The following is a 24918-nucleotide window of genomic DNA, read 5'->3' as shown; positions in this document are numbered from 1 at the left end:
CCCTCCTGAGTTGTGCCGTCGCCGTGCGCTCGTCCGTCGCCCCCTTCTTTTTTTCGCGACGACTGCCCGGGAGGTGCGCATGAGCGCATCCATTGTGTGTTCCGCGCTCGGATTCCGTTGGCCGGACGGGGATTCCGTCTTCACCGACCTCAACCTGCTCATCGGCGAAGGCCGCACCGGGCTGATCGGGGTCAACGGTTCCGGGAAATCCACCCTGCTGCGGCTGCTCGCCGGTGAGCTGACCCCGGCCGCCGGGTCGATCAGCATCGCCGGCGACCTCGGCTACCTGCCGCAGACCATCACGTTGGACGCCACCAGGAGGATCGATGACGTACTCGGTATCACGGCGCAGCGCCAAGCCCTCGCGGCGATCGAGTCCGGTCGCGGCACCGAAGCCGACTTCGGGATCGTCGGGGAGGACTGGGACGTCGAGGAACGCACCAGGGCCACCCTCGACCGGCTCGGCCTCGGCCACCTCGACCTCGACCGCACCGTCGGAGCCGTCTCCGGAGGTGAGTCCGTCCTGCTCGCGCTTGCCGCGCTGCTGGTGCGACGGCCGCCGGTCCTGTTGCTCGACGAACCGACCAACAACCTGGACCTTCGTGCCCGCCGCCTGGTGCACCGCGCCGTAGCGGACTGGCCAGGGGTGCTGGTGGTGGTCTCGCACGACCGGGAACTCCTCGATCTGGTGGACCGGATCGCGGACCTGCGCGAGGGCGAAGTCCGGTACTACGGCGGCAATTTCTCCGACTACGAGGCCGCGGTGGCCGCCGAGCAGGAGACCGCGCAGCGGCTGGTGCGCGCGGCCGAGCAGGACCTGCGGCGGCAGCAGCGGGAACTGGTCGAGGCGCGCACCAAACTGGACCGGCGGCAGCGCTACGGACAGAAGATGAATGAGCAGAAACGGGAGCCCAAGATCGTGATGGGCAACCGGAAGCGGGCCGCGGAGGTCTCGGCGGGCAAGCACCGGAACATGCATCTGGAGAAGCTGGCCGAGGCCAAGGACCGGGTCAAGGAGGCCGAGGAGGCGGTGCGGGTGGATGAGGAGATCCGCATCCGGTTGCCGCACACCGAGGTCCCGCCCGGCCGCGAGGTGCTGCGACTGTCCACAGTGGAATTGCGCAACGGTCCGGTGCTCGATCTGGACCTGCGCGGGCCGGAGCGGATCGCGCTGGTCGGGGCGAACGGCTCCGGCAAGACGACCTTGCTGCGCACCATCGCGGGCACCCTGGCACCGGTGTCCGGGGAGGTGGCGCTGAAGGTGCCGATGCGCTGGCTGCCACAGCGCCTGGATGTGCTCGACGACCGGTTGTCCACGATCGACAATGTGGCCGCGGCCGCCCCGGATGCCTCGGCGCAGTCGATCAGGGCGCAGCTGGCCAAGTTCCTGCTGCGCGGCCGCAAAGCCGAACAGCGGGCAGGCACGCTCTCCGGCGGCGAACGGTTCCGGGCCTCACTGGCCACCCTGTTGCTCGCCGAACCCGCCCCGCAGCTGTTCCTGCTGGACGAACCGACGAACAATCTGGACCTGGCCAGCGTCGCCCAGCTCACCCAGGCCCTGACCGCCTACGCGGGCGCTCTGGTGGTGTCCAGCCACGACATTCCGTTCCTGCGCGGCCTGGGCATCACCCGCTGGCTGCACCTGGACGGCGACCTGACGGAGGTGGACCCGATGTGACCCACCCACAACGGCGAACACTCGCGCGGGCGGCGGAGCCCGAGTTGGAACTGGTCGCGGGCAACCGCGGCCGCACCCAGCTCGGGCTCGCCGTTCAGTCGGTCTTGGTGCCCGGCGGGTATCCCTGCTTCGGGTCCCACGGTTCCGGCCGCTTGCCCGCGAACAAATGCACGTGGCCACACGATTCGCAGATCAGGCCGAGTGCCGACCGGTTGGCCCAGGCCAGGCCGAGGAACTCCGCGCCAGTGGTGTTGAGCTTCACCTCACGGGACCAGAACTCCCGGTCCCCGCAGACCAGACAGCGCAACGCGCGCCCACGTACGGTGGCGAGCCGAGAAGTCGACATACCCCACATCATGCCAGAACGCGCCTTCACGGTGATCAAGGAAAGCGGTGCCGGCCGCTTCCGCTTGACCTTCACATTGATGTGACGGTCGCAGACTCGCCGGGCGGCTGGGACTCGGCCGCTGTGCACCCGTGCTGAGGAGGACCCGTGATGGTCTCGATCGATGTCCCCGCCTTCTACCGGGAATGGGCGACCCGCAGCGGCGAGGTCATCAACGCGGCCGCCGGAGAAGGGTCCGCCACCCTGGCGGACACCCGGCTCGCCTACCGGAAGTTCTTCCAGGACAGCTTCCCGGCGCCCGACGGGGTGACCTTCGACGCTGTCGACGCCGACGGGGTGGCCGCCGAGTGGGCGACCCCAGCGGACGCCGTCACCGGCCGGCACCTGATCTACCTGCACGGTGGCGCCTACCTCGTGGGAGATCCGCAGGGCTATCGCGGTCTGGTCGGCACTATCGCCCAGCGCCTGCGTGCCCGCGTCCTGGTGCCGGACTACCGGCTCGCGCCGGAGGCGGTCTTCCCCGCCGCGGTCGAGGACGCCGTCACGGCCTACCGCTGGCTGCTGGCACAGGGCGCCCGGCCGGAGCACGTGGTGGTCGCCGGCGACTCCGCCGGCGGCGCGATGGCGATCAGCGCCCTGGTCGCGGCCCGGGACCAGGGGCTCCCCCTGCCCGCTGCCTCGATCGCGCTGTCCCCCTGGGCGAACCTCGAACACACCGGGGCCACAATGCGCACCCTCGACGGCATCGACCCGTCGGTCAACCGGGCCGGACTGCGCCGCGCCGCGGACCTCGTCCTGGGCAACACCCCACCGAACAGCCCCCTGGCCTCACCGGTCTTCGCCGACACCCGCGGACTGCCACCGGTCCTGATCCAGATCGGCGGTCACGAGGTCATGCTCAGCGACGCCATCCGGCTCGCCGCCAAACTGGCCGAGGACGCCGTCCCCGTCCGCCTGGACATCGCACCCCGCATGGGACACGTCTGGCACCTGCTCACCGGCCACCTCCCCGCCGCCGACAAGGCAATCGCCAACGCCATCACCTTCGCCCAAGACCACCTGCCAGCCCCCTGACCTCCCGGCGTGTTGGCCGTTCTCGTACGGGGCGTTGGCCGTTGTGGGTCAGCGGGCGCGGCGGTTGCGGAGGTAGTCCGAGACCACCGCGGCGCCCAGCCCGTCCAGGTCCGGGGCGACCACCCGGCCGTTGCTGCGCCGGGCCATCAGGTCCACGAACCGGGTCAGCCGCGGGTCCTCGCCGAGCCGGAACACGGTGAGGTTGCTGCCCAGTCTGGCCAGCGCGTCGAGTTCGGCCAGGGTGCGGGCCAGGGTTTCCGGGCGGGGCGGGTAGTCGAAGACCGCCTCGCCGTCGGGTTCCAGGTGCGCGGTCGGCTCGCCGTCGGTGACGACCAGGACCACCGGCTGCGCGTCGGGATGGCGGCGCAGGTGCCGGCCGGCCAGCAGGAGCGCGTGGTGCAGGTTGGTGCCCTGTTCCCACGCGCCTTCCAGGGCGGTCAGCTCGCCGATCCCGGTGGTGGCCGCCTCCCGGCCGAAGGTGATGACCTGCAAGGCATCCGCGCGGAAGCGGGTGCTGATCAGGTGGTGCAGGGCCAGCGCGGTGCGTTTCATCGGCAGCCACCGCCCGTCCTGCACCATCGACCAGGAGGTGTCCACGCACAACGCGACCGCGGCCCTGGACCGGTGTTCGGTCTCGGCGATCTCCACATCGGCCACGTCCAGGCGCACCGCCCGGTCCCGCTGGGCGGCGGCGGTGCGCAGCACGGCGTTGCGCACGGTCCGGCCGACGTCCCACGGTTCGGTGTCGCCGAAACGCCACTGCCGGGTGGCGCCGCTGAGTTCCCCGGCGGCGCCCGCGGCCTGGCTGGCCCGGTCGCCGCGGCGGGTGCGGATCTGGTCGAGCACATCGCGCAACGCGGTGTCGCCGAGCTGCCGCATGGCCTTGGGCGTGAGCCGCAGGTCGCCGTCGGGGGCGCGTTCGAGCAGGCCGCGGTCGCGGAGCTGGCGTTCGAGTTCGGCCAGCCGCCGCATGTCCACGGTGGATTCCCGGCCGAGCTGGCGGGCCAACGCTTCCAGGTCGATGTCCTCCAGGCGCGCGCCGGGGTAGGACTGGGCGAGTTGTTCGGCGAGCTGGTCGAGTTCGGCCAGGTCCTGCAGGGCGGCCGCGCCCTCGGCCATCCCGAGTGGATTCTCGCCGCGGAACCGGCCGCGTCCGGTCCAGTCCTGGCCGGGCCGGAGTTGCCGGAGCTGGTTGTCGAGCTGTTGCAGGGACTGGGCCAGGCGCGGGTCGCCGAAGGCCTGCTGGGAGAGCTGGGCGAGTTCCTCGCGTTGCCGCTGGGACAGCGAGTTGAGCAGTCGCTGGGCGGCCGCGGCCCTGGCGGCGAGCAGGTCGACGAGTTCGTCGACGGTGCGCGGGTTCTCCGGGAAGAACTCGCCGTGCTTGGCCATGAACTCGGCGAACTTGTCCTCGATGTCGGGTGCGCCCTGGGCACGCTGGCCGAGCAGCGCGGACAGGTCGTCGAGCATTTCCCGCACCCGTTCGACGTCCTCGGGTGTGGTGGCCTTGAGCGCCTCGCTCATGCCACGGAAGCGCTGGTCGAGGGCCTCCTGCCCGAGCAGCCGCTGGATCTCCTGGTAGCTCTCGCGGGCCTCGCTGGAGCGCCATTCGTATTCGGCGAGTTCGCGCACGGCCCCGGCCGGGCTGCTGGGCAGTTCGTCGAGCTGGAACTCCTGGAACCGGGCGTTGTCGTCCAGATCCCGCGCGAGGGCCTGCCGTTCCTTGGTCAGCGCCTGCTGCAGCAGCTCCCTGACCTGTTCCAGGGTGCCGTCCAGGCGGTGTCGTCGTTGCAGTTCACTGCGCTTGCGCCAGAGCCGCTGGGTGATCTCGTCGAGGCCGTGCTGCTCGGGCAGGCCGCGGCGGAGCAGTTCGCGCAGCGCGGCATCGGGCGAGCGGCCCTCCATGACGTCCCGGCCGATCTCCTCCAGCGCCGCGCGCAGGTCGGGCGGTGGCGCCAGCGGGTCGGGCCCGCCGGAGAACGGCCCGTACCGGTAGCGCCGAACCGGATCGCTCATGTCCGTCAGCCTACGCCTGCCGATCCCCCGCCCCGCAACGGAAAAACGGCAGGCCACCGCGGGGACGGCGGCCTGCCGCGCGCGGGTTACCGGCGGCCGACCGGGAAGTCGAAGTAGGTGCCAGGGAAGGGTTCGTTGTTGAGGGTGAAGTGCCACCATTCCTCGGCCAGGTTGCGGAACCCGGCGGCGATCAGGGTGCCGCGCAGCAGGTCGCGGTGCACCCGGGCCGGGCCGGTGATGGCCGGATTGTCGGTGTGCGACAACGGGTCGAAGCAGTCGTAGCCGGTGCCCATGTCCACCGTGTTGTCCGGGAACCGCTGCCCCACCGGCGCGAAGCACGGCACCAGGGGCTCGCCGGGCCGGTAGGGGCGCTGCGGGCGGGCCGGGAGCTTGACCAGGGTGACATCGAGGGTGCTGCCGCGGCTGTGCCCGGACTTCTCCGCGATGTAGCCGTCGGCGAAGAGCCGGGACTTGTCCACGTTGGGGTAGAACTCGGGTTTCATCCGCTCGTCGGCGAGGTCTTTGGCCCAGCGCACGAAGTGGTCCACGGCCCGCTGCGGCCGGTAGCAGTCGTAGACCTTGAGCGTGTAGCCCTGCCGCAGCAGGGTCCGCTGGGCGGTGCGCAACGCGGTGGCGGCCTGCCGGGTGAGCACGCACAGCGGTTGCCGGTAGCCGTCGATGCGGTCGCCGACGAAGTTGTGCCGCCCGAAGTAGCGGATGTCGTGCCGGATGGTCGGGTCGACCTCGTGCAGGTTGACGAAGCCCGGCGGCAGCCCGCCCCCGGCCGCGGTGGCCGGGGGTGTGAGCGTGGCGCAGGCGGCCAGGGCGAGCAGGGCGGAGCCGAGGGCTCGGCGCAAACGCGGGGACATCGGCCTGTTCTACCAGCCCCGGCCCGGTTTCAGCCGCCGTAGACAGCGTCTCCTGATTCCACGTCCTTGGCGAGGTTCCGGGACAGGTAGAGCGACTCCAGGGCCAGTTCGACCACGGCGGCGATCCGGCCGGGCGGGTCGGTGGCCTCGACGCCGAAGCGGGCGGCGACCTCGTGCAGCACCGGCAGTTCGGGCAGCGCGGCGAGGACCTCGGCGGCGCGCACGCGCGGTCCGGTGCGCACCGGGTGTCCCTCGGCGACGGCCTCCACCAGCGAGCGCAGGTCGATCCCGGCCAGTGAGGTGCGGGCGGTTTCGGCCAGGGAGCGGCGCAGCAGGTGGGTGAGCAGCTCCTCGGCCTCCTCTTCCAGGCCGGCGTGGAATTCGAGCTTGCCGCGCAGCACCGGGGTCACCGCGTCCAGGTCCACCGGCCGGGCCACCGCGGGCCACTCGCCGGTGCGGGCGGCGCGTTGCAGGGCCGCGGCGGCCACGGTCTCGGCGGCGGCGACGGCGAAGCGGGCCGAGACCCCGGAGCGCTGGTCGACCGCGCTGGACTCGCGCAGGTGTCCGACGAAGCGGGCCAGGACCTCCAGGAGCGGGTCGCCGACCTCGGCGACCAGGTCGGCTTCCTGGCGGACCAGGTTGATCTCGTCGTCGAGTTCGCTGAGGTAGTGGGTGCGGATCTCGGCGCCGAAGCGGTCCTTGAGCGGGGTGATGATGCGGCCGCGGTTGGTGTAGTCCTCGGGGTTGGCGGTGGCCACCAGCAGCAAGTCCAGGGGCAGCCGCAGGGTGTAGCCGCGGACCTGGATATCGCGTTCCTCCATCACGTTGAGCAGCGCGACCTGGATGCGTTCGGCCAGGTCGGGCAGCTCGTTGATGGCCACGATGCCGCGGTGGGCGCGCGGGATGAGCCCGAAATGGATGGTCTCCGGGTCGCCAAGGCTGCGGCCTTCGGCGACCTTGACCGGGTCGACGTCGCCGACCAGGTCGCCGACGGAGGTGTCGGGGGTGGCGAGTTTCTCGGCGTAGCGCAGCGAGCGGTGCAGCCAGGCCACCGGCAGCTCGTCGCCGAGTTCGGCGGCGCGGCGGCGGGAGGCGGGGGTGATCGGGTCCAGGGGATGTTCGGCGAGTTCGGCGCCCTCGATCACCGGCGTCCACTCGTCCAGGAGATCGGTGAGGGTGCGGGCCAGGCGGGTCTTGCCCTGGCCGCGCTCACCGAGCAGCACCACGTGGTGGCCGGCCAGCAGGGCGCGTTCCAGCTGCGGCAACACGGTTTCGTCGAAGCCGACGATGCCGCGCCACACCGGACGCTGTTCGCTCAGCGCGGCCAGCAGGTTGGTCCGGATCTCCTCGGCCACACCGCGCGGCTGGTGCCCGGCGGCGCGCAGGGCGCCCGCGGTGCGCGGCAGATCGGCGGGAGCCGTAGGCACACTGGTGTTCACTCGCGCGACGGTACGCCTGTCCGCGGGCTGCCCGCCGCTGGATATCGATGATCAACCTTGGGGGTGCCCGTGCGTCCTGGGGACATGCGGAAGTTCCGACCTCGCCGGTGGCTGGTGTGGACCCTGGTGATCATCCTGGTGGTGTCCGGTTCGCTGTGGGGCACCTGGGAGCTGTCCAGCGCGCGCTCGTTCCAGTTCTACGGCGGGCTCACCGACCGGGTGGACACCGGGGAGAAGGTGGTGGCGCTGACCTTCGACGACGGCCCCACCGAGCGCACCCCGGAGGTCCTCGCCGCGCTGGCGGCGGCGAAGGTGCGGGCCACCTTCTTCGTCACCGGCCGGGAACTGGCGGCCAATCCCGGGCAGGGGGAGGCGATCGTGCGGGCCGGGCACGAACTGGGCAACCACAGCTACTCGCACGAGCGGATGGTGCTGGTCGGCGAGGACTTCGTGCGTTCGGAGGTGGAGCGCACCGACGCGTTGATCCGGGCGGCCGGGCACACCGGGCCGATCCATTTCCGGCCGCCGAATGGGAAGAAGCTGATCACGCTGCCGCGGTACCTGGCCGCGCACCAGCGTCAGACGATCATGTGGGATGTGGAGCCGGAGTCCGACGGCACCAACGCCGCCGACCCCGCCGCGATCTCCCAATCAGTGCTGGACAAGACCCGCCCGGGGTCGATCATCCTGTTGCACGTGATGTACCCGGTGCGTCAACCGTCCCTGGCCGCGGTGCCAGGGCTGATCTCCGGGTTGACCGCACGCGGCTACCGCTTCGTCACGGTCTCCGAGTTGCTCGCCCTGCGTCGCTGACCGGGCGGCAACGGCAGCGCGACCGGGGCTTCGACGACCCGGCCACGCTGTGCCGCGGGGTGTTTCCACCAGCCCGAGCACCCCTGGGTGCACGGGTGGGACAGTTGCGCGAACCGGAAACTCCCGTCCGCCTGGGGCACCGGCTGACTCCACGTGATGAACCCGGTGTCCGCACACCAATGGCATTGCGGCACTAAATCGGGGTCACTGCTTGGGGATGTCTCCGGTTCCACCGCATCTCCCGCATGGGCCGTAGTCGTTGTCGACGTCCACTCCGGAACCCGCACACCGGGGGCAGGTCTCGAACTCGAACCGCATCCTCTCACCCACATCCGCCTTGGAGCCGTTGCCGCGCAGTCACGATCGGGTCGAAAACACGCCACGGCCCACACCACGTTTCGTGCATGAGACGCCGGGCTTTCCCGGGAATGACGACCACGTATGGGTGAAGCGTCCCTTACCCGGGTGGACGGGATTCGAACACGGCATGCTGTCGGCATGGCCACCAAGGTGACGCGCACCCAGGCCCTGGCGTACCGGATGGCCGCCCAGGGCCTGCACCGCGAACACACCCAAGCACGCGAACTGGACGTGCTGTCCCTCGGCGTGCAGGACTCCCGGGGTTCGGCCCGGCTGGCCCTGGCCGCCCGATTGCCGGGCCTGCCAGAGCTGACCGATGACCTGGCGCTGCTCTGGTCGGTCCGCGGCGCCCCGCACCTGCACCGCCGCGCGGACCTGGCCGAGCTGTCCGCGCACCTGTGGCCGCGCGAGGAGAAGGACGCCTTCGCCCGGCTGGCCGCGGAGCGGAAACCGTTGAAGGAAGCCGGAATCCCGTCGCTGACCGCGTTCGGTGAAGCGAGCGCCGCGCTACGTCAGGCGGTCACCGGGCCGATGTCCAAGGGCGAGGTCAGCGGCGCGGTCACGCGTCTGTTGCCCCCGGCCTACTCCTATGACTGCCGGACCTGTCAGTCCCGGCACATCTACGGCGGCCTGTTCCAGACCATCGGCCTGTTCGCGGGCGTGCGCCACGACCTGACCAGCACCACCCTGGTCGTCAGCCCCCTTGAGGACCGCGCGCCCATCCCGGAGAACTCCGCCGGCGCCACCCCGCTGATCACCGCGTACCTGCGCCTGCACGGCCCCGCCACCAAGGCCGACGCCGCCGCCTACCTCGGCACCTCCCAATCCGCGCTCACCCCGGTCTGGCCCACCGACCTGGCCGAGATCGACCTGGACGGCGCCCAGACCTGGCTGCCCGCCGACGCCCTGCCCCTGCTGCGCGAGCCACCCCAGGACACGATCGTCCGCCTGCTGCCCCCGCTGGATCCCTACCTCCAATCCCGCGACCGGGAACGCCTGGTGCCGATGGAGGCGCACCGCAAGGAGATCTGGAAGATGATCGGCAACCCGGGCGCGGTGCTGGTCAACGGCGAGATCACCGGCATCTGGCGCGCGAAGACCACCAGCAAGCGCCTGGACCTGACCAGCACCGCCTTCCAGCCGATCACCAAGTCGCACCGCGCCGCCGTGGACCGGGAGGCCGAACTGATGGCCACCGTCCGCGGCCTGCCCGAAGTCCGCGTCACCCACGCCTGACCCTTGACACGCAACCAGGCGGTTGCCTAATCTTGCCGCCAGAAAGGCAACCGCCTGGTTGCCAATGGAGGCGCCCGGATGGACTTCGACGCGGTGTTCAAGGCCCTGGCCGACCCCACCCGCCGCCGCCTCCTGGACGCCCTGCACACGCACGACGGCCAGCGCCTGCACGAACTGTGCGCGGGCACCGGCCTCACCCGGCAGGCGGTGACCAAACACCTGGCCATCCTGGAGGCCGCCAACCTGGTCGCGACCACTCGCTCCGGCCGGGAAAAACTGCACTACCTCAATCCGGCCCCGCTCAACGACATCACCAACCGGTGGCTCGGCAAATACAACCGGCAACACCTACAGGCCCTGGCCACCCTCAAGAAAGCCTTGGAGGACAACGATGAGTGACCTCGACTTCATCTACGTCACCTACATCAAAACCACCCCGGACACCTTGTGGACCGCCCTGACCACCGGCGAATTCACCGAGCAGTACTACGGCGTGCACCTGGTCTCGGACTGGCGGCCCGGCTCCCCCATCCACTGGCGCAACGAGGACGGCAGCCTGGGCACCTCCGGCGAGACCGTCCTGGAAGCCGATCCGCCACACCGCCTCAGCTACACCTTCAAGGTTGGCGCGGACTACCCAGACCTGCACGCCGAGGACACCTCCCGGGTCACCTTCACCCTGGAACCCGACGGCGAGACGGTGAAACTCACCCTCACCCACGACCGGTTCGACCCGCGCGGTCAGGTGCGCGCCTCGGTCTCGCAGGGCTGGCCCGCGATCCTCTCCGGCCTCAAAACCCTTCTGGAAACCGGCGAACGCCTGCCCTGACAGTGCCCGTGGCTATCGTGTCGAGGTGACCACGGACGTCCTGCTCAGCCACCCCGGCCTGGACCTGGCGGCCCCGGCGATCGTCGACGGCCTCCTGGAACCGGGCGCGCAGTCCGCGCAGGCGCTGCTGGTGCTGGGCAAGATCGCCCGCACCCGGTTCTGGCTGCCGCCGGCGATGGTGAACCGGCTCATCGCCGAGTCCGACCCGGTGTTCACCGCGGACGGGCGGATCCTGCGCGCCGAGTCCTTCTCTCCCTGCTGCGGCGTGCACGCCCGTCTGGACCTGCGCCCGGTCGGGCAGATCGGCACCGGCTGCACCAACGTCGAGTTGTCCGAGTCGACCCGCTCGGTGCTGGCGGGCGTGGCGGGCCAGGAACCACTGCACCTGACCGTGCGCGGCGACGGCATCGCCCTACGCACCCTGGACGGCGCCGAGCAGGAGTCCCGGGTGCCGCTGCCCGATCGCTGGGTGGCCGGCTTCGCCGAGATCGCCGCGGTCACCGCCCACGCCACCCCGCGCGCCGAACTGGGTCAGGCCGAAGCCCGCGCGTTCCTGCGCCGGCTCCCGACCAAGCCCACCACCACCTGGGCGGTCCGCTCCGGCCGCGGCCTGCGACTCACCGCCAGAGGCGGCCCGGAGGCCATCCCGGCCACCGGCCTGCACCGGCTGCGCGTGATCGACCCCCTGGTCCGCTTCACCGAGGGCCTCTCTGTCTACACCACCCCCGGCGCCGAGGTCGCCAGCTGGGTGCTGCACCTGGACCGCGCCCGCCTGACCGTGACCCTGTCCCCCACCCCGTCCCGCGGTTTCTCCGGCGAGGGCGGCTGGCTGACCGCACTGGCCGCGGGCCTGGCCGCCGAGGACGACCTGGTCACCGGCCGCACCGGCCACGACGTCGTCGACGGCACCTGGTTCGCCCGCCCGCTGCCCTCGGGCCGGGCCCCCGGCAACGCCCGCCTGACCAAGGCGAAAGCCCTGGTCGAGGCGGGCGCGGTGCGCGCGCTGCCGGAAGGCGGTTACGAGATCGCGCACGGCAGCTCGGTGCAACGCGTCCGCCTCGACCCCGCGGGCTGCACCTGCGCCTGGTTCGCCGACCACCAGGAGAGCCGGGGCCCGTGCTCGCACCTGCTGGCCGCCCGGTTGTCAGCGGGCCAGTCGTGAAGCCGCCTTCGCCGCCTTCGACGACCCACTGAACCCGCCCAGCCACTCCCTGGTCTCCACGCTGATCGCCCCGGCGCCCCACTCGACCTGGTCCGCGGCCAGTTCCAGCAACGCGAACACCCCGCGCAGCCCCGGATCCAGCGCGGGCAGCAGAGCGTCCACAGTGGACAGAACCGCGGCCGGATGCTCCCCAGCCACCACCGACAACCGCTTGACCAGCCGCGTCGGCGTCAGCTCCGCACCCAGCACACCCAGCGCGCGCCCCAGGGCCCGCGGCCCCAGCAACCGCTGCTCGAACAACGCCACCGCGACGTCCACCCCCAGCTGAGCGCCCTCCTCACGCCGGGTGTTGAGCGCGGCCGCGATCATCATCACCCCGGCGAACCCCGGCGCCGAGGGCCGGTCCAGATACGGCGTCAGCCCGGCCACCTCGGTGGGACTGGCGACCTCGAAGTCGTAGTAGAACAGGTGCTGCGCCACCGAGGCGTCCACCCAGTCCCGGTCATAGGGCGAGGCCAGCACCTCATGCGGCAGGGTGAACCCGTCCCACACCCCGTCCCACGGCCACTCGGTCGCCCAGCCCAGCCACTGCCCCTTGGGCCACACCGGCTCCGGGCTCTCCTCGAAGAACAACTTGGTCAGCCCGTAGGAGTCCTTGCCCACCCGCGCCGACCACACCACCTCCGGCCGCGGCTCGCCCCGCAGCGCGGCGAGCGGATCAGCCGCCGCCGGATACCGCGCCCGGGTCGCCGCCAGCCCCACCCAGTCCTCCGCGACCACGCCGTCCCCACCCAGCGCGTACCGCACAACCTCCGCGTAAGTCCCGCTCAACCCGGCCGCCAGCGCCAGCGCCTCGGCCCGCCCCTCCGGCGCCAACCGCAGCAACGCGTCCACCACATCGTCCTGGGCCGCCTCCGGGTGTTCGATCATCCGCGTCACGAACACCACCGGATCCAGCCAGCCACCCTCATGCGTGGCCGCCGACACCGGCACCGCGGTCCCCGCCAGCACCGCCGCCACCCGATGCCGCAACGGCCGCTGCCACCCCGAGCCCAGCTCCGGCGGCGCGACCTCCTGCCCCGCCAACCCCAGCACCAACGAGCCCACCAGGTGCTGCATCAGACTCGGCTGCCGCGCACCCAGCACCTTCTTGGCCCGCTTCACCAACGGCGCCAACGCCCCCGCGACATCCCCACTGACCCGCTGCGCCCCGTCCAACACCGCCAGGAACAAATCCGCCTGTCCCTCATCGGCCAGCAACGAGGAAAGCCCCTCCGCCAACGCAGCGGGCGAGTCCGGCACCACCAACGGCCGCACCAGCATCCGCCGCTGAGCCCACGGCACCACCACCGGCTCCGGATACTCCGCGACCGTCACCGGCGCCGGCGCCTCCCGCGGCACATCCAACCGCACCGCCGCCAGCTCCCGCACATCCGAGGCCTCATGCCCCATCCCAGCCCGAAACACCTCAGCCGCAACGCCGGCCAGTTCCGGTCGCCGCCGCACCACACCCCCCGCCAACCGCACCGCGAGCTTGGCCGTCCCAGTCCCCCGCCCCGCGGCCGCCGCGGGCAGATGCTGCAACACAACCTCGTCATCCAGCAGCCCAGCCTTGTTCACCGCGACCAGTGCCTTCACCGCGAAGGACACCGTCCGCGGCAACCCACTCCCACACAACCGCGCATACCGGTGCTGCAACTCGGCCCGCTCGGCCGGGGTAGGCGCCAACGCCTCATGCAACGCCGCATACCACTGAGCCCGATACGCCGTGAAGTCCCGCCCCAGCACATCCACGGTCAGTGCCAGCAACCGCCCGCGGTCAACATCCCCACTCCGGCTCAACTCCACCAGCGCGGGCGCCCACTTCTCCTGCTCCGCCACATACTTGTCATAGGCGGCAAAACTCGAATCCCCCGCCCCCTCCACCAGCAACAACTCCCACACCTCGGCCAAGGCCCCCGGCTCCCCCCGCAACCGATCAGCCAGCCTCGCCTCCCCCTGCCCCCAAGGCCACGCGAACCACCCCGCGAAGTACTCCGCGGTCCGCACCGGCTCAAGCTCCCCAGCCCGAACCAACTCCCGCACAACCCCCCACCCCACCGGCCCCCGCACCGCCCGCTCAGCCAGCACCGCCCGCTCGGCAGGGGCCTGCTCCAGCAACACCCGCCGCAAGATCCCCGGATCCCCGACCCGCAACTCCCCCCACAACGGATCCCGCGCCGAAACGGCCACCATCAACGCCACCGACGCCCGCTCGGCTCCCTGGGGATCCCGCGCGCCAAAGGTCCCCGGCGGCCCCTCGACAATCTCCCACCCGTCCCGCAACACGGCCGTCAACTCCGGCACCAGTTCCCGCCGCCGATCCCGCGACAACCCCAGCACCCGGGTCAGCACATCCGCGGGCCCACCAGCCAACACCTCACTCAGCAGCACCCGGCCAACCTAACCCCCAGCCCCGACAAGAGCCCGCGCAATCACCCAGGTCACAGCCCCGACCACGGCCCGCACATCCCACCCGGCAGACCCCACCCGGCACACGCCACCCAGCGCGCCCCACATCCGCACACCCATCCCCGCACGCCTCGCCCGTCATCCGGCCGCTGGCGCCGGAGCCGACAGCCCTCCCCACGGCCGACCGAGCCTGCCGACCTCGGCCATCTCCCACTCGGCCAGCTCCCATGACTCACCCGAGCCCGAATCTGAGCCCGAATCTGAGCCCGAGCACCAGCCGATCCGAGCCTCCGGCCCTCCGCCCCGCCACCGCTCACTAGCGGAACGCTCAAACCCCCGTTTTGGTTGCCTCGCCGTCTGGATCTTCTACCCCGAACGGGTGAAAGATCCTCAGCGACCTGGGCCTAAGCACCGCCACAACACCCAGATTCCTCGAAACCCACGCGAACTCCGAGCGTCCCACCAGCACGTCAGCATCCGCAAATTCGCCGCCCACCTGAGCCAATGCTCAGCTGAGCCAACACCTGAGCCAGCCCGAGTCAGCACCCACCCAAGCCAGCCCCCAGACCGCCTAAACCAGACCGTCCAAACCCGATCGCCTAAAAAGCAGGCCAAGGAATCGGCGGCCAGTCACCACCCGGCGCCGGAAAAACCCCAGCCCCCAGCAATTTCTCCGTCCGTTCAGCCAGCATCCGCACCTCGGTGATCGTCAGGTGCTCGTGCAACGACTCCCCGAACTCCCCACCCAGCCCGGCCAGCAACCGCCGCAATCCATCCACCGCCGCATCCCCCAGCGGCTCCCCCAGCCACCCCCACAACACCGTCCGCAACTTGTCCTCGGCGTTGAGGCAAATCCCGTGATCGACCCCGTACACCGCGCCGCCGACCTCGTGCAGCACGTGTCCGCCCTTGCGGTCGGCGTTGTTCACCACCACGTCCAGCGCGGCCAGCAACCGCATCCGCGGGTGGTCGGCATGCGCCAGCGCCGCGGGGTCGCCGTAGCGGTCGTGCGCGCGCAGCACTTCCTTCCAGCCCGGCGGCACCTCCGCGGGCGGCAGCAGGTCGACCAGGTCCGCCTCGGGTTCGGTGTCGACCCACAGCTGGACCATGCCCTCGCCGAACGGGCCTGGCCGCAGGATGGTCGGCGGCACCAGCCCGAAACCGGCCGCCTCCGACACCAGGTAGGTCGCCACCTCGCGGCCGGCCAGGGTGCCGTCCGGGAAGTCCCACAGCGGGCGTTCGCCGCGGATCGGTTTGTACACGCACTGCGCCTGCACACCGTTGTGCTCGATGCCGCAGAACAGCGTCGCGTTGGAGGCGTCGACCAGCCTGCCCTGCACGTCCAGTGTCCCACGGGTCAGCAGTTCGACCGCGCCGTCATCCCCAGGCCGCACCGGCGTGCTCAGCTCGGCTCGCCGCGGCGGTAGCCGTTCTGCCGCGGGCACACGTGGCCTTCGGCGTCGAGCGGCTCGTTGCACAGCGGACAGGGTTTGCGGCCTGCGCCCACCACTCGTTCGGCGCGCTGGGCGAACGCCCTGGCCTGCACCGGGGTGAGGAAGACCCGGACGGCGTCGGGACCCTCCTCGGTGTCGTCGAGCACGACCGACTCGTCGATCTCCTCCTCGGTGACGGCGAGCAGTTCGACGACGACAGCGCTGGCTTCGGCGTCCCAGCCCAGACCCATGGTGCCGACGCGGAACTCCTCCTCGAGGGGCACTTCGAGGGGTTCGGTGTCGACGAGGTCGTCCGGCGCGTCGGGCGGCACCTCGGCGCTGAAGCGCCGTTGTACCTCCTCAAGCAGCGCGCCCAGCCGTTCGGCCAGCACCGACACCTGCTGCTTCTCCAGCAACACGCTGACGGTACGGCCGTTCTCGCTGGCCTGGAGGTAGAACGAGCGGTCGCCTGGTTGCCCGACGGTTCCGGCGATGAACCGTTCGGGCTGGCGGAAGAGGTGAATGACACGTGCCATGGCACCACTGACCCTAGGCCACGGCCCCGAGCGCGGCAGAGGCATCCCCACCATCCGGGATCCGCGACGCGAATTCACCTGCTGACGATCACTCCGGTGATCTTCTGTCGACATCGGACGGTAGCCGGTTAGGCTCGCGATCGTGGTCACCGTACTGGGGTATGGCAACTGGACATCGCCGATCAGCGCCGCCGACGCGAGCGCCGTCACCGCGCCGCCGCACTGGGTGCGCGCGCACGGTGGCTTCACCTACTGGACCGAGGGCAGGCCCACCGAGGGCGGCCGGGTCACCCTGCTGCGCGGCCGGGCCGGCGAGCAGGCCGAGCAGGTGCTGGCGGCGCCGTGGAGCGCGCGCAACCGGCTGCACGAGTACGGCGGCGCGCCCTACACGGTGCTGACCACCGGCGACGGTGACCGGGTGGCCTTCACCGACTGGGCCGACCAGCGGATCCACCTGGTCGACGCGGCCAGCGGCGAGCCGGTCCCGCTGACCCCGGTGCCCGAGCGCGAGCACGGCTTCCGCTACGGCGACCTGCGTCCCGGCCCTGACGGCGCCGAGATCTGGTGCGTCCGGGAGACCATCACCGGCGACCAGCCCACCGACCTGCTGCGCGAGCTGATCGCGATCCCGGTCTCCGGCGCGGCCGCCACCGACCCCGCCGCGATCCGGGTGCTGGCCGCCAGCCACCGGTTCATGAGCGCGCCCCAGGCCAGTCCGGACGGTCGTCACCTGGCCTGGATCGGCTGGAACCACCCAGCCATGCCCTGGGACGGCACCGAACTGTGCGTGGCCGAGCTGACCGGCGACGGAACCGCCGGACCGCACCAGGTGGTGGCGGGCGGACCGGCCGAGTCGGTCTGCCAGTTCGAGTGGGCCGACGACCACTCGCTGTACGCGATGACCGACCCGGACGGCTGGTGGAACCTCCACCGAGTGAGCCTGGACGGCACTCAGCGCGCCCTGCACCGGGTCGAAGCCGACTACGGCGGTCCACTGTGGACACTCGGCGCGAGCTGGTTCGTCCCGCTCGACGACGGCAGACACCTGTTGCGCGGCAGACACGGACTCGCCGTGCTGACCGAGGACACCGGCGAGCTGACCGCGCTGGACCTGCCGCTTCCGGTGTGGCGCACCACGTTCGCCCGGGACGGCCACCTGGTCACCGGCGTCGCCGCGGGCCCGGCCGCCGCACCCGCCGTCGCCCAGGTCGACCTGCGCACCGGGCAGCTGACCACGCTCACCGGCCAGCCCGCGGGACTGCCCGACCCGGCCTACCTGCCACCGGTGGTCGAGCGGATCTTCGCGGGCCCGGACGGCGTCGGCATCCCCGCCTACGTCTACCTGCCGCACAACCCCGACTTCACCGCGCCGGAGGGCGAGCGCCCGCCGTTCCTGGTGCACGTGCACGGCGGCCCCACCGGCGAGGTCTCCCCCACGCTGAGCGCCGATTTCGCCTACTTCACCAGCCGCGGCATCGGCGTGGTCGCGGTCAACTACGGCGGCTCCAGCGGCTACGGCCGCGCCTTCCGGGACCGGCTGCGCGAGGCATGGGGCGTGGTCGACGTCCAGGACTGCGCCACCGTGGCCGAGGCCCTGGCAGCCGAGGGCACCGCCGACCCGCTACGGCTGGGCATTCGCGGCGGCAGCGCCGGCGGCTGGACCACCGCTGCCTCACTGACCTCGGTGGCCACCTACCGGGGTGGGGCGGCCTACTTCCCGGTGCTGGACCTGCTGTCCTTCGCCGGTGGCGGCACCCACGACTTCGAGTCCCGCTACCTCGACGGCCTGGTCGGCGCACTGCCTGAAGCAGAGGCCCGCTACCGGGAGCGCTCCCCGTCCAACCGGGTGGACCAGCTCGCCGGGCCGATCCTGCTGCTGCAGGGCCTGGAGGACCAGGTGTGCCCGCCGGAACAGTGCGACCGGTTTCTGGAAGCCTTGGCGGGCAAGGGGATCCCGCACGCCTACCGCAGTTTCGAGGGTGAGCAGCACGGGTTCCGGCGGGCGGAGAACATCCAGGCCGCCCTAGAAGCCGAGCTGTCCTTCTTCGGCCAGACCCTCGGGTTCAGCCCGGCCGGAGTGCCCGCGCTGGAATTGCGTTCGTGAGCGGGTTGCGGCGACCGCCACGGGTGCCGCGCGCCGGTCACGTGGCGGTGATCGCGCCGGCCGGGCCGGTCCCCCCTGCCCAGCTCGACACCGGCATCGAACAGCTCCAGTCCTGGGGACTGACGGTCTCGGTCGGCGCACACGTCCGGGACACCCACCCGGAGCTGGACTACCTGGCCGGTCTGGACGCCGACCGGGCCGCGGACTTCGTGTGGGCGTGGACGCGGCCGGAGATCGACGCGGTGCTGTGCGCCCGCGGCGGCTACGGTTGTCAGCGGATGGTCGACCTGGTGCCGTGGGCGGAGCTGAAGTCGTTGCCGCCCAAGGTGTTCGCCGGGTCCAGCGATGTCACCGCACTGCACACCCGGATCGCGGCCGAACTGGATCAGGTCACCCTGTTCGCACCGATGACCGCCAGCGCCATGTTCACCGACGACCTGCCCGCCCGCGAACACCTGCGCTGGTCGCTGCTGGATCCGGCCGCGGTCGGCAAACTCGGGCGCGGGGCCGAGCCGATCACCGGCGGCCAGGCGCGCGGGGTCACCGTCGGCGGCACACTCAGCCTGCTCGCCGCCGACCTCGGCCTGCCCACCGGGCACGGTTGGCGGCCGCCGCCGGGGTCCCTGGCGGTGCTGGAGGACGTCACCGAGGACCCGTACCGGCTGGACGGCCTGCTCACCCACCTGCTGCGATCGGGCTGGTTCGACGGGGTCACCGGCATCGCGCTCGGCTCCTGGACCTCCTGCGGACCGATGCCGGAGGTGCGGGCGGTGCTGGCCGACCGGCTCGGCGGACTGGGTGTGCCGGTGGCCTGGGAAGTCGGGTTCGGCCACTGCACGAACCAGCTCACCGTGCCGCTGGGTGTGTCCGCGTTGCTGGACGCCGACGCGGGCACCCTGCTGCTGGACGAGCCCGCGCTGATCTAGAGATCCCGGCCGGAAGCTACGCCACGTGAGCGGTGCCGCCGCTGAACGGCTCAGCCGGGTAGTGACCGATGGTCAACGACAACGCACGCGCCCGCTTGCCCGTCCGCGTGAACCCCACCGGTTCAAACCTCGAATTCGCCTGCAACTACCCGCGCGAGTCCACCACACTGGATGACCTGAGCCCTGCTTTTTCATCCGGTGCGGTGGACTCGCGGGCACTCTGCGCAATGGACACCGGTGTTGCGTTACTCCACGCCCCAGCCCCGCTCCGTCGGGGAATGCCCAGTTCGCGCCGACAAGACCACGCTCGGTAGGTGGGAACTCACCCCTCCGTCGACCGATCGGGGAAGTCATGAAACGCACGGCCCGAGTACTCGCCGCCGCGGCGCTCCTGGTTCTCGCCGCGTCCACCACCGCCGTCGCCGCGCCCTTACCGGCCAAACCCGCGCCCAGCCCGGTGACCAGCACCAGTCCAGAGATCATCCCGGACCAGTTCATCGTGACCCTGGCCAAGGGCGGCACCCTGGACACGTTGGACAAGCTGATCGACCGGTTCGGGCTCGGCATCGAGGTGAAGTTCCGCTACAGCGGCCTGTTCCTCGGCTTCGCGGCCAAGATCAGCTCGCTGGTGGTGCCGCTGCTGCGCGAGCTGCCGGAGGTCGAGACGGTGGTGGCGGACGCCGAGATCAAACTCGATCTGCCGCCGGCCAACGGCGCGTCGCCCCGGGCCGTCGGCTCCTGGGGCCTGGACCGGATCAACCAGCGATCGCTGCCCCTGGACGGCGCGTACACCGTGTCCCGCAACGGATCCGGCGTCACCGCCTACATCGTGGACACCGGCATCCAGTTCAGCCACCCGGACTTCCAGGGCCGGGCGCGCCCCGGTTTCGACGCGATCGGCGACGGCCGCAACGGCAACGACTGCAACGGCCACGGCACGCATGTGGCGGGCACGGTCGGCGGCCAGGTCTTCGGCGTGGCCAAGGCGACCAGGCTGGTGTCGGTGCGGGTGCTGGGTTGTGACGGCCGAGGCAGCTGGTCGGGCATCATCGCCGGCCTGGACTGGATCGGCGCGAACGCGGTGCGGCCCGCCGTGGCCAACCTGTCCCTGGGCGGCACCCCGGGCATCGCCCAGGTCGACGACGCGGCGAACCGCTTGTCCGACAAGGGCGTTTTCGTGGCGGTGGCCGGCGGCAACTCCACCGACGACGCCTGCAAGTACAGCCCGGCGCGTGCGGCCCGGCCGATCACCATCGGCGCCACCACCCGCACCGACGGCTACGCCACCTACAGCAACCGCGGCCAGTGCATCCAGCTGCTGGCCCCCGGCACCGACATCACCTCGACCTGGCTCAACAACCAGGCCATGACGATCAGCGGCACCAGCATGGCGACCCCGCACGTGGCCGGCGCGGCGGCGCTGTTCAAGCACACCTTCGGCGACCGGTCCCAGAACGAGATCATGAACTGGCTGTGGAACAACGGCACCCCCGACAAGATCGGCGGCACCCCCGCCGCGACCCCGAACCGACTGCTCTACACCGGCGGCCTGTGATCAGGCGCGGCGCCAGGGCGGAGGCGCGAGCGACCGCGCCTCCGCCCCACTTCTCAGCCTGTCAGCGCCCCAGCTCGGCGAGCACCCCGTCGTTGAACGGCGTCCACGCCGCCACCGCCCACGGCCCGAAATCGCGGTCGGTCAGCGCCACACACGCGACCCCCGCCGCCGGATCCACCCACAGGAAGGTCCCGGCCTGCCCGAAGTGGCCATAGGTCCGCGGCGAGTTCCGCAACCCGGTCCAATGCGGCGACTTCTCCCCCCGGATCTCCAACCCCAGCCCCCAGTCACAGGGCTTCTTCATGCCATAACCAGGCACAACACCGTTGAGCCCGGGAAAGGCCACCGAGGTCGCCTCAGCCACGGTCGCCGCCGACACCAACGTCGGCCGCTGCAACTCGGCGGCGAACCGGGCCAGATCAGCACACGTCGACACCGCCCCGGACCCAGCCGACCCGGTCAACACCGACCCGGTCATCCCCAACGGCGCGAACACCGCCTCCTGGAGATACTCGGGAAACCCGATCCCGGAACTCTTCTCCAGGGTCTCCGCCAGCACCTCGAACCCGGTGTTGGAGTAGATCCGCCGAGCCCCCGGCTGCGCCTGCACCGCCGCGGAGTCAAAGGCCAGCCCCGAAGTGTGCGCGGCCAGATGCCGGACAGTCGCCCCCACGGGCCCCGCGGGCTGATCCCACTCCAGCGCCCCCTCCTCCACCGCGACCAGCACGGCGTAGGCGGTCAACGGCTTGGTCACCGAGGCCAGCCGAAAACTCCGATCCTGCGGTCCGTAGGTGCCCAGGACCGCGCCGTCCGCACGGACCACAGCCGCCGCGGCATGCTCCACCGGCCACTGTGCGAGGACACCCAGACTCGTCAGGCTGCTCATGCCCCTCAACCTAGGCAAGCACCCGCGAGGTCGCCCGTTCGGGGGTCAACGCACGCTCCACCTGCGGGCCTCCGCGCCAAAGCCAGTACCACCAATCCCACCCGGCTCACCCGCCCGCCGCATCTAGCCCACCTGCCTCACCCCAACGCCAGCTCAACCGCCGCCATCGCATGCAGCCGGGTAGTCGGAAACAACGGCAACTCCGAGTCACCCTCCGCCACCAGCAACTCGATCTCGGTGCACCCCAGGATGATCCCCTCCACCCCAGCCGCAGCCAACCGAGCCATGACCTCCCGAAACGCGACCCGCGACGCCGCCAGCACAACCCCCCGGCACAACTCCTCGTAGATCACCCGATGCACCAACTCCCGGTCCGCGGCCCCCGGCACCACCACCTCAAGCCCATGCCCCGCCAACCGCTCCCGGTAGAACTCCTGCTCCATCGTGAACGCCGTCCCCAGCAACCCGACCCGCCGCACACCCCGCGCGAGCACCGCCGCCGCGGTGGTGTCCCCCAGGTGCAGCAACGGAATGTCCACGGCGGCGGCGATCTGGTCCGCGACCTTGTGCATTGTGTTCGTGCACACCACCACGAAGTCCGCCCCGGCCCGCTCCAAGGCCCTGGCCGCCAGCCCGAGCCGCTCCCCGGCGCCATCCCAGTCCTGCACCCGCTGGAGTTCCTCGATCTCGGCGAAGTCCACCGAGTACAACACGCACCGCGCCGAGTGCAGGCCCCCGAGCCGATCCCGGACCAGTTCGTTGACCAGGCGGTAGTAGATCGCGGAGGACTCCCAGCTCATGCCGCCGAGCAGGCCGATAGTGCGCATGCCCGCCACGGTAGCCGCTGCCCGACTCGATGATCACGACCGCGGTCGCGGGTGCACGAACACACCCACCCGCGTGCACTCGCGCCGGCACACACGGACCACCACCGGCCACCACCGGCGACCAGCGACGCCCGAATCCCGGCTCGGCGCAACGCCGAGCACAACCAGATTCAACCAGCATCCACGAGCAGCGACGTGGTCTCGGCCGTGACGGTCTCGGTCGCCCAACCGCGCCTCCGGCCCTCCGCCCCGCACACCGCTCTCTAGCGGAACGCGGAAACCCGCGTTTTGGTTGCCTTCATGTTTCACTTTCCCACTCAATCAGGTGATCCATCTCCCTCCATCCCAAGCCCGACCAGCCAAAACCCCACCTCAACTACCGCCGTTCGAGAATCATCGGCAGCGACACCGGATGATGTGTTGTATAGGCCACCGACCGCACCCGATACCCCGGCACCGACCGCACCCGCCACCCCGCCGCGATCGTCGCCGTCGCGATCATCATCTCCGCGATCGCGAACCGCTCCCCGATGCACCTGTGCCGCCCCCCGCCAAATGGCAGATAGGTACCTGGCGCGGGCGGACTCGCCCACCGGTCCGGATCGAACACCAGCGGTCGCGGGTGATAGCGGGGATCGCGATGGAGTGCCAGCGGGCTGTACACCACCTCGGTGCCGGGGCGGGCCAGCGCCGGACCGAGTTGGACCTCTGCCTGGGCGGCGCGCATCGACATCGGCACCGGGTTGTGCAGCCGTAACGTCTCGTCGACCACCCGGCGCAGGTACGGCAGGCGGGGCAGGTCGGCGAAGGTGATCGACTGGCCGGCCAGGACGGTGTCCAGTTCGGTGTGGAGCTGGGATTCGACCGCCGGGTGCCGGGACAGTTCCAGGAACAACCAGGACAGTGTGACCGCCGCGGTCTCGGTTCCTGCGACGAGCAGGGTCATGATCTCGTCGCGGGCCTGTTGGCGGCTCATGCCCTTGCCGGTGTCGTCGTGGCGGGCGTTGAGCAGCATGGACAACAGGTCGCCACCGTCGGTGTCGTCGTGGGCGTGGCTGGACACGATGCGGTCGATGATCGCGTTGAGGCGCCGGCCGGCTTCGTCGTAGTGGCGGGACAGCGCGGCGGGCAGCCAGGGCAGCGGGTTCAGTGAGCGGGTGACCGCGCCGCGCAGCACCAGGGGCAGTGACCGGTGGATCTCCGCGGCGGCCTCCTCACCCAGGTCGCTGCCGAAAAGGGTTTTGCCGATGATGTGCGGGGTCACCGCGTACATGGCCTGTTCCCAGGCGATCCGCTGCCCCGGCTTCCACCCCTTGATCATCCGCTCCACCTCGGCGCGCATCACCTCGCCGTACCCGGCCAGGCGCTGCTGGTGGAAGGCCGGGCTCATCAGTCTGCGCTGACGTAGGTGGAACTCGCCGTCGGAGGTGGCCACGCCATTGCCGAAGAACGGGCGGGTCTTGCGGAAGATGCGGCCCTTGGCGAACTTGTCCGCCTCGGTGACGAGCACCTGGTGGATCAGCGCCGGATCGGTCAGCAGCAACGCTTCCATCGGGCCGAAGTAGATGCGCACCACCGGTCCGAGATCGCGCAGCGAGGAGTAGAAGCCAACCTGGTCACGCGCCAGATAGGGCAGGTGACCGAGGCCGGGCAGCCGGTGGGGGGCGACGGGAAGGATGCTGGTCATGGCCGGTCAGGTCTGGGCGAGCCAGTTCTGCGCCAGGGTGCTGGCGCCGACACCTTCGGGATCGTCGCCGACGTAGGTCTCGCGGCTGGCCGCGAGCCATTCCTGGCGGCTGATCTTGCCGTCGCCGTCGGTGTCGATCTGCTGGAACAGCGCGGTCGCGCCCTCCTTGGGCAGGCCGCTGGCGACGTAGAGCGTGACCAGCTCCTCCTCATCGAGAACTTCGTCACCGTCCGTGTCCGCCGCGTCGAAAGCGGTCAGTCCGACCGAGAGCACCCGGTCCAGGTACCCGGGCTCGGCCATCATGCCCTTCTCGAAAGCGGCGATGAACGAGGGCCGGTCCACCCTGCCGATGTCGCCGTGGCCGGCGTCGTGCTGCAGCTGTGCCCACCACCGTCGATAAGCCTGCAGGTAGAGCACGCATTTCGGGTCTTCGACGGTCATCCCGAGGCGGGCGATCACGGTCAGCGCGATGCGCTCCATGTCCGCCCACTCAATGCGGCCGAGACCGCTGTGGTCGAACACGTCGAACAGCGCGCCGATGTTCTCGCGCTGCAACGCACTGAGCATGGTCGTCTCCTGAAGCCGTGGCGAACTGGTCACGCAGAGATACAGCATGCCAAGACTCAGTGACGTGTTCGAGCGCTGAGCGGGTCAACCGCGTCATCCGCCCGCATCAGGTGAACGTGGACTCCCC

Annotated in this window: 21 protein-coding genes; 10 read left to right on the top strand and 11 right to left on the bottom strand. The window is 71.0% G+C overall.

Going from position 1 to position 24918, the window contains the following annotated elements; genetic code table 11:
- Window positions 1-79 precede the first annotated feature (79 nt).
- Complete coding sequence (locus MZC64_RS12655) at window positions 80-1678, top strand: ABC-F family ATP-binding cassette domain-containing protein (protein ID WP_247757050.1); 1599 nt, start codon at window positions 80-82, stop codon at window positions 1676-1678.
- Window positions 1679-1772: 94 nt separating this feature from the next.
- Here the strand turns inward: MZC64_RS12655 and MZC64_RS12650 are convergent, their stop codons facing one another.
- On the bottom strand, window positions 1773-2024 hold the full coding sequence (locus tag MZC64_RS12650; protein ID WP_247757051.1) for a hypothetical protein: 252 nt from the start codon (window positions 2022-2024) through the stop codon (window positions 1773-1775).
- 150 nt (window positions 2025-2174) lie between these two features.
- On the opposite strand from MZC64_RS12650, the gene MZC64_RS12645 reads away from it, so the two are divergent.
- Entirely contained in the window at window positions 2175-3098 is a 924-nt protein-coding gene (locus MZC64_RS12645; protein WP_247757442.1) for an alpha/beta hydrolase, read from the top strand.
- Window positions 3099-3146: 48 nt separating this feature from the next.
- Here the strand turns inward: MZC64_RS12645 and MZC64_RS12640 are convergent, their stop codons facing one another.
- The 3 genes from MZC64_RS12640 to MZC64_RS12630 all read right to left on the bottom strand — a co-directional run bounded on the left by MZC64_RS12640 (window position 3147) and on the right by MZC64_RS12630 (window position 7407).
- Window positions 3147-5111, bottom strand: coding sequence for a VWA domain-containing protein (locus MZC64_RS12640; protein WP_247757052.1), 1965 nt, complete (start codon window positions 5109-5111; stop codon window positions 3147-3149).
- A gap of 86 nt (window positions 5112-5197) precedes the next feature.
- Window positions 5198-5980 carry a M15 family metallopeptidase gene (locus MZC64_RS12635; protein WP_247757053.1) on the bottom strand — a complete coding sequence of 261 codons (783 nt, stop codon included), beginning with the start codon at window positions 5978-5980 and terminating at the stop codon, window positions 5198-5200.
- Window positions 5981-6009: 29 nt separating this feature from the next.
- A complete protein-coding gene (locus MZC64_RS12630; RefSeq protein WP_247757443.1) occupies window positions 6010-7407 on the bottom strand; it encodes an ATP-binding protein in 1398 nt (465 codons plus the stop codon).
- A 96-nt stretch (window positions 7408-7503) separates the two neighbouring features.
- Between MZC64_RS12630 and MZC64_RS12625 the strand changes: the two genes are divergently transcribed.
- From MZC64_RS12625 to MZC64_RS12610, 5 genes are all read left to right on the top strand, one after another.
- On the top strand, window positions 7504-8232 hold the full coding sequence (locus MZC64_RS12625) for a polysaccharide deacetylase family protein (RefSeq protein ID WP_247757055.1): 729 nt from the start codon (window positions 7504-7506) through the stop codon (window positions 8230-8232).
- Window positions 8233-8730: 498 nt separating this feature from the next.
- Window positions 8731-9828, top strand: coding sequence for a winged helix DNA-binding domain-containing protein (locus MZC64_RS12620; protein ID WP_247757057.1), 1098 nt, complete (start codon window positions 8731-8733; stop codon window positions 9826-9828).
- Between the two features lie 78 nt (window positions 9829-9906).
- Window positions 9907-10227: a metalloregulator ArsR/SmtB family transcription factor gene (locus tag MZC64_RS48625; protein ID WP_308300996.1), complete on the top strand. Its 321-nt coding sequence runs from the start codon at window positions 9907-9909 to the stop codon at window positions 10225-10227.
- Complete coding sequence (locus tag MZC64_RS48620; RefSeq protein WP_308300995.1) at window positions 10220-10657, top strand: SRPBCC family protein; 438 nt, start codon at window positions 10220-10222, stop codon at window positions 10655-10657. The genes MZC64_RS48625 and MZC64_RS48620 overlap by 8 nt, the downstream gene beginning before the upstream one ends.
- 25 nt (window positions 10658-10682) lie before the next feature.
- On the top strand, window positions 10683-11819 hold the full coding sequence (locus MZC64_RS12610) for a hypothetical protein (protein WP_247757058.1): 1137 nt from the start codon (window positions 10683-10685) through the stop codon (window positions 11817-11819).
- On the opposite strand, the gene MZC64_RS47730 is transcribed toward MZC64_RS12610, so the two are convergent.
- The 3 genes from MZC64_RS47730 to MZC64_RS12595 form a co-directional block, all read right to left on the bottom strand.
- On the bottom strand, window positions 11802-14252 hold the full coding sequence (locus tag MZC64_RS47730; RefSeq protein ID WP_308300994.1) for a DUF6493 family protein: 2451 nt from the start codon (window positions 14250-14252) through the stop codon (window positions 11802-11804). The genes MZC64_RS12610 and MZC64_RS47730 overlap by 18 nt on opposite strands.
- 617 nt (window positions 14253-14869) lie before the next feature.
- Entirely contained in the window at window positions 14870-15664 is a 795-nt protein-coding gene (locus MZC64_RS12600; protein WP_247757444.1) for an SCO1664 family protein, read from the bottom strand.
- 8 nt (window positions 15665-15672) lie between these two features.
- Window positions 15673-16239 (bottom strand): DUF3090 domain-containing protein, encoded by a 567-nt coding sequence (locus MZC64_RS12595; RefSeq protein WP_247757060.1) that lies wholly within the window; start codon window positions 16237-16239, stop codon window positions 15673-15675.
- Window positions 16240-16381: 142 nt separating this feature from the next.
- On the opposite strand from MZC64_RS12595, the gene MZC64_RS12590 reads away from it, so the two are divergent.
- The 3 genes from MZC64_RS12590 (at window position 16382) to MZC64_RS12580 (ending at window position 20824) form a co-directional block, all read left to right on the top strand.
- On the top strand, window positions 16382-18343 hold the full coding sequence (locus MZC64_RS12590) for a prolyl oligopeptidase family serine peptidase (RefSeq protein ID WP_247757062.1): 1962 nt from the start codon (window positions 16382-16384) through the stop codon (window positions 18341-18343).
- Window positions 18340-19269, top strand: a complete 930-nt coding sequence (locus tag MZC64_RS12585; protein WP_247757064.1) for an LD-carboxypeptidase — start codon at window positions 18340-18342, stop codon at window positions 19267-19269. The genes MZC64_RS12590 and MZC64_RS12585 overlap by 4 nt, the downstream gene beginning before the upstream one ends.
- A gap of 352 nt (window positions 19270-19621) precedes the next feature.
- Window positions 19622-20824, top strand: coding sequence for a S8 family peptidase (locus MZC64_RS12580; protein ID WP_247757065.1), 1203 nt, complete (start codon window positions 19622-19624; stop codon window positions 20822-20824).
- 61 nt (window positions 20825-20885) lie between these two features.
- On the opposite strand, the gene MZC64_RS12575 is transcribed toward MZC64_RS12580, so the two are convergent.
- From MZC64_RS12575 to MZC64_RS12560, 4 genes are all read right to left on the bottom strand, one after another.
- Window positions 20886-21710 (bottom strand): serine hydrolase domain-containing protein, encoded by an 825-nt coding sequence (locus tag MZC64_RS12575; RefSeq protein WP_374205703.1) that lies wholly within the window; start codon window positions 21708-21710, stop codon window positions 20886-20888.
- A 137-nt stretch (window positions 21711-21847) separates the two neighbouring features.
- The gene (locus MZC64_RS12570; RefSeq protein WP_247757066.1) at window positions 21848-22537 is read right to left on the bottom strand and encodes an aspartate/glutamate racemase family protein; all 690 of its coding nucleotides are present in this window, start codon (window positions 22535-22537) and stop codon (window positions 21848-21850) included.
- 376 nt (window positions 22538-22913) lie between these two features.
- Window positions 22914-24224, bottom strand: a complete 1311-nt coding sequence (locus MZC64_RS12565) for a cytochrome P450 (protein WP_247757068.1) — start codon at window positions 24222-24224, stop codon at window positions 22914-22916.
- A 6-nt stretch (window positions 24225-24230) separates the two neighbouring features.
- Window positions 24231-24791 carry an EF-hand domain-containing protein gene (locus MZC64_RS12560; protein WP_247757070.1) on the bottom strand — a complete coding sequence of 187 codons (561 nt, stop codon included), beginning with the start codon at window positions 24789-24791 and terminating at the stop codon, window positions 24231-24233.
- Between the last annotated feature and the right edge of the window lie 127 nt (window positions 24792-24918).

The organism is Crossiella sp. S99.2, from assembly GCF_023094165.1.
Lineage (GTDB): Bacteria > Actinomycetota > Actinomycetes > Mycobacteriales > Pseudonocardiaceae > Crossiella.
Note: the sequence above shows the minus strand (reverse complement) of the source record. Positions and strands in the feature narration are given on the sequence as shown.

Coding starts and splice junctions, on each gene's coding strand:
- MZC64_RS12620 (WP_247757057.1), top strand. CDS start 8,731: ATGGCCACCAAGGTGACGCGCACCCAGGCCCTGGCGTACCGGATGGCC.
- MZC64_RS12580 (WP_247757065.1), top strand. CDS start 19,622: ATGAAACGCACGGCCCGAGTACTCGCCGCCGCGGCGCTCCTGGTTCTC.
- MZC64_RS48620 (WP_308300995.1), top strand. CDS start 10,220: ATGAGTGACCTCGACTTCATCTACGTCACCTACATCAAAACCACCCCG.
- MZC64_RS12635 (WP_247757053.1), bottom strand. CDS start 5,980: ATGTCCCCGCGTTTGCGCCGAGCCCTCGGCTCCGCCCTGCTCGCCCTG.
- MZC64_RS48625 (WP_308300996.1), top strand. CDS start 9,907: ATGGACTTCGACGCGGTGTTCAAGGCCCTGGCCGACCCCACCCGCCGC.
- MZC64_RS12565 (WP_247757068.1), bottom strand. CDS start 24,224: ATGACCAGCATCCTTCCCGTCGCCCCCCACCGGCTGCCCGGCCTCGGT.
- MZC64_RS12575 (WP_374205703.1), bottom strand. CDS start 21,710: ATGAGCAGCCTGACGAGTCTGGGTGTCCTCGCACAGTGGCCGGTGGAG.
- MZC64_RS12625 (WP_247757055.1), top strand. CDS start 7,504: ATGCGGAAGTTCCGACCTCGCCGGTGGCTGGTGTGGACCCTGGTGATC.
- MZC64_RS12655 (WP_247757050.1), top strand. CDS start 80: ATGAGCGCATCCATTGTGTGTTCCGCGCTCGGATTCCGTTGGCCGGAC.
- MZC64_RS12570 (WP_247757066.1), bottom strand. CDS start 22,537: ATGCGCACTATCGGCCTGCTCGGCGGCATGAGCTGGGAGTCCTCCGCG.
- MZC64_RS12645 (WP_247757442.1), top strand. CDS start 2,175: ATGGTCTCGATCGATGTCCCCGCCTTCTACCGGGAATGGGCGACCCGC.
- MZC64_RS12640 (WP_247757052.1), bottom strand. CDS start 5,111: ATGAGCGATCCGGTTCGGCGCTACCGGTACGGGCCGTTCTCCGGCGGG.
- MZC64_RS12560 (WP_247757070.1), bottom strand. CDS start 24,791: ATGCTCAGTGCGTTGCAGCGCGAGAACATCGGCGCGCTGTTCGACGTG.
- MZC64_RS12650 (WP_247757051.1), bottom strand. CDS start 2,024: ATGTCGACTTCTCGGCTCGCCACCGTACGTGGGCGCGCGTTGCGCTGT.
- MZC64_RS12595 (WP_247757060.1), bottom strand. CDS start 16,239: ATGGCACGTGTCATTCACCTCTTCCGCCAGCCCGAACGGTTCATCGCC.